Genomic DNA, 4,221 nt, shown 5'->3' on the forward strand with positions numbered 1-4,221 from the left:
CAACCTCGCCAAACGCGCCACCGGCGAAAGCACCCCAACCTGGCGAGACACCTGAACCGGCATCACTCACAAAATTCGTGAATCAGACGCCCTCTTAGCTTTGCTGCGGTTCAGGTCGGTGGTGCTGCGGCGGGGGACGGCCTTGATCGGGATGTCGGCGTCGTAGATGGTGAGGGTGTGCTCGTCGAGGGCGACGGTGACGAGCTTGCGGGCGTGGACCACGCCGACCTGGACGCGTTGCCCGGCGACCTGGATGCTGCCGGTGACCGAGACGATCCGCTCGACCGTCGGTGCGGCGGATGGTGGCGGGACAGGGGACGCTGGCCGGGCGTCGCGGATGCGGCCGCAGGCTATGGGCGGTAGTGGGCAGCGCAGGGTACGGCGCAGTTGCCCGGCCTCGTCGACGACGTGCAGCAGGATGCCGTCGAGACGGACCCGCACCCGCTGGCCAGCAAGAGGCATGCCGACGCTGATCTGACGGCCGGAGATGCTGATCCCGCCGCACGCATTGACGACCCGGTCGACCTCGACGGCGGTGGTCTGCGTCTCGACTTGCGGCAGCGGCGGCGACCCTGCCGGGGTGCCACCGTCGGCAAGCAGACGGGCCAGGTCGCGTTGTGACAGCCTCGATGCGCTGGACTTGATCCGGGCGCCGTCTTCGGTCAGCACATGCAGCCGGTCGGTGTCGACCCAGATCGTAACCCGGGTGCCGGCAAGGGTTGGGCCGAGCCATATCTGCTGCTGGGCGACACAAAGGTTGCCCGATGCCGGCACAACCCGTACGAGTTGCACCGGCTGCGGACGGTCGGTGGACACGATGACCGACCCGGCATCGACCTCGTCGACTGACGGCTTCCTCTGCGCAGGTGCCGTGGTGTCGGGCAGCAGCCCTGACGGCAGTCGCAGCGCCGGAGCGTCTGCTTCCAGTCGGTCCCGTCCTGGGACGGGCCGGTGGAACCGGTCAGCGGGAAAGGCGTCGCCGATGCCCTGATGCGGCCGATCGGAGTTGTACTCGGCGACGAACGCGTCCACCGCGGCCTGCGCCTGCTCGATCGTGGCGAACACCCGGCCGTCCAGACACTCACCCTGCAAACTCTGATGGAACCGCTCGACCTTCCCCGTGGTCGTCGGAGAACGGGGCTTGGTGTTGCGGGCCACTATGCCGTTCTCCCGGCAGATCCGCTCGAACATCACCTCACCGGGCCGCGGCGTGGTGAACCGGCCCGTGAACTGCTTGCCGTTATCCGTGAGTACCTCCCCGGGCACACCGAAACGGGCCAGCGCGGCAGCGAACGCGGCACAGACGGCCCGCCCGGTGGCCCGGCGAACAACGGTGGCGATCACGCAAAAGCGGGAGTGGTCGTCCACGCCGGTGACGACCTTCGCCTCGGTGCCGTCAGTCAGCAGCACCCCGCCGACGATGTCCATCTGCCACAACTCCATCGGCTCTGAACGTTCCCACCGCCGGTAGTCCTCCCGCCTGCGCTTCCGCGGCACTGCCGGGACCAGGTTGTTGCGGCGCAGAATCCGATACACCGTGGCCCGCGAAGGCGGCGGCGTCACACCGCGACGCCCGGCTTCAAAGCGCAGCCGACGCGGACCCCACCGAGGATGATCTCGCCGCAGCTCACACACCAGCGCCTCCGTCTCGGCGTCAACTCGATGCGGGCAGAGACGGGGCCGATGAGACCGGTCCTCCAAACCCTCGACGCCCTCGGCGGCATACCGGGCCAGCCAGTTGTGGACCGTCTGCCGCGACACCCCATAGCGGGCGGCAACGTCCGTCTTCGGCGTTCCGCCCAGGCACTCCATCACCGCATGGAACCGCTGCTCCAACACGCTCAACTCCGCAAGTCCCACCCGGTGCCCCTCACGCCTGGATACAGGCGCAACGAGCACCGGGCCGACCAGGTGTCAAGCATCAACCGAGGCCGCAGTGTCAAGCATCAACCGGCGCAGGACACGACCGCCATTGGTGCGTGTCGAAACTTTCCCTACGAGGTCAAGGCGGCCCGCAAGCGGGCCGCGCCGGGTCCTGGGACGCTGGCCGGCACGCCAGCCTGCGGCGCGCGCCGGGCCGCGCCCGGATCCGGCACCCCGCTACAGAAGCCATGAACTCGATGAAAGATCAACCGGCTCCACGGCGACGAGTTGCCACAGGTCAGCGCTGCGATCAATGCGTCCGCCGATCGCTCGTCAGTTACTGCGACGTGTTGCCCATCGACGACGCACCGAAGGCAGCCGGGGTCGTGCGGCAGGACTGGTCCAACGCCTCCAAGGTCAAGAGCAAAGACCTTCAAACCTCGGGCTCCGGGGAGGGACGCTCCCCGCCCACCGTCGGCCCGGGCAAAGCCTTCATGATCCCCCTGGCTGGTCAAGGTCGTTCGTCCAGCTGGGCGCTCCACCTTGACCAGCCAGGGGGATCATGACCACGGGGTGCGGGCCGACGGCAGACGGGGAGCTTGAGGCGCGACCTCACAACAATGCGGATCGCGCGGGGAACGTCTCGCCGTCAGAACCCACCGCCGCCGCTGGTGGACCCTCCCATGCCCCACGTTCGTTGAGTGTTCTCGACGTTTGAGTGTTCGCCATGCATTAGGTGATCAAAATGCGCATCTACCGGGTTGGTGCGGGGCCGTCGCGAGGCGATAAATACCAACAACGTGGTGATTACTGCTACCGCGCATCCAGCTATGGCTAGGTATGTTGTCACCGTGTCCTCCATAAAGCGGGTTCTCGGATACATGCGTTAATTCGGGCCGTGGCCAGCCGCGTTAGGCGGGTTCTTCTACGGATGGATAGCCACAAACCAGTCCCCGGTAAGGCGTTCAGCCTCGATCGCAATCGTGATCTTCGCGTCTTGGCGTGGGTCGAATCGATAACCATTCAGGTAGGTTCGACCTGCGGTCAGCGTGGTGCCGACCTGGTGCTTGCCCTCGACGGGGAACGTGCCGAAGTCGAGCGTAGATACCGGTATGCCGTCGACGGAGATCTGAAGCCGACCCGAAGACTGCGTCTGCGCGAGGACGGTGAGCTGGCCGCGCCAGGTCAGGGTGGTGGTGTGCGCTCCACCGGCCTCCAGCAGGGTGACTGTTGCCGGATCCACCCCATCCAGCGCGCGGTCGAGTGGCGCGGGTTCGGTCGGGCGTGGCGGTAGCGGAATTTGCGAGAACGGGACGAGCTCCCCCACCGCGACAGCTACCGTGCCTTCGAGCAGCGGCCCGCTCGCTCCGGGTGCGAGCTCTAGGCTCACGACGGCGGGGCGGCCCGCGACCAGGCCGAAGGTCTGCGGGTCGAGCATGGTGCGGAAGGTCTCCCAGGCCAGAAGCGAGTCGCTGACGCAGGGCCGTACGCCGGCGTCGTGGCCATTCACGCGGACCGTCACCGCCAAGGCGGATGTGCCTCGATGCTGGCACGCGATGAACAGCGCTTCCTGCTGACCGGTGGGCGTCCACGTCAGTGCGGGGTCAAGCCTGGCCGCGTAGTTGTGCTGGGCCTGCGTGGTCAGCCGGTAGTAGTCGATGTCGACGAACCCCGACCGGTTTTGCGCGTAGCGCGGCATTTCGATCCGGAAAGCGGGTTCGGGCAGGGCTTTGGTGCGCAACTGCGGAAGCAGGGCGTACGCGGCGATGAGCGCGACAGCCGCCAGACACGCGGCGACCACGCGGGTGACGTTGGCACGCCGGCGCCGCGCGACACGTTCGCGCACCGCGACCAGGCGCTCGTTGCCCGCAGGTGCGTCGTCGTCCAGCATGGGCAGCAGGCTCGGGTCAAGGCGCAGCTTAGCCAGCCCTTTGGACGCGTGGGTCTTCACCGAACCGGGCGAGATGCCCAGCGTCTGGGCGATCTCCGCTTCGCTGAGGTCCTCGAAGTAGCGCAGAACGAGAACCAACTTCTGCTGCTTGGGTAGCCTGCCCAAGGCCCGCCAGACCTCGTCTCGTTCGTCGACGGCCGCTTGCGGTGAAGCAGCCGCCCGATCGGGCAGAGCATCAGTGGGTCGCTCGCCGTTCCACCGACGACGCCACCATGAGTTGTAGGTGTTCGCGAGCACCTGACGCACGTAGGGCTCGGGGTCGCCCTGAATCCGCTTCCACGCAGACCAGGACTTCGCCAGGGCCGTCTGCAGTAACGATCTTGTGCGCAATAGCTGACGGTGGCGGTTGCTGGTCCGATCGCAGATCCTTTTTGGATGCCGCGTCGATGGGCTCGTCGTGTCTTCAG

At 67.0% G+C, this 4,221-nt stretch carries 2 protein-coding genes; both read right to left on the minus strand.

Translation table 11 applies throughout. From position 1 onward, the window contains the following. Window positions 1-66: 66 nt before the first annotated feature. A complete protein-coding gene (locus tag AB0J67_RS39550; protein WP_363490704.1) occupies window positions 67-1,839 on the minus strand; it encodes an IS481 family transposase in 1,773 nt (590 codons plus the stop codon). Window positions 1,840-2,788: 949 nt separating this feature from the next. Beyond that, on the minus strand, window positions 2,789-4,221 hold a 1,433-nt coding region (locus tag AB0J67_RS39555; protein WP_363490706.1), incomplete at its 5' end, for a SigE family RNA polymerase sigma factor.

The organism is Catellatospora sp. NPDC049609 (assembly GCF_040675365.1).
GTDB lineage: Bacteria > Actinomycetota > Actinomycetes > Mycobacteriales > Micromonosporaceae > Catellatospora.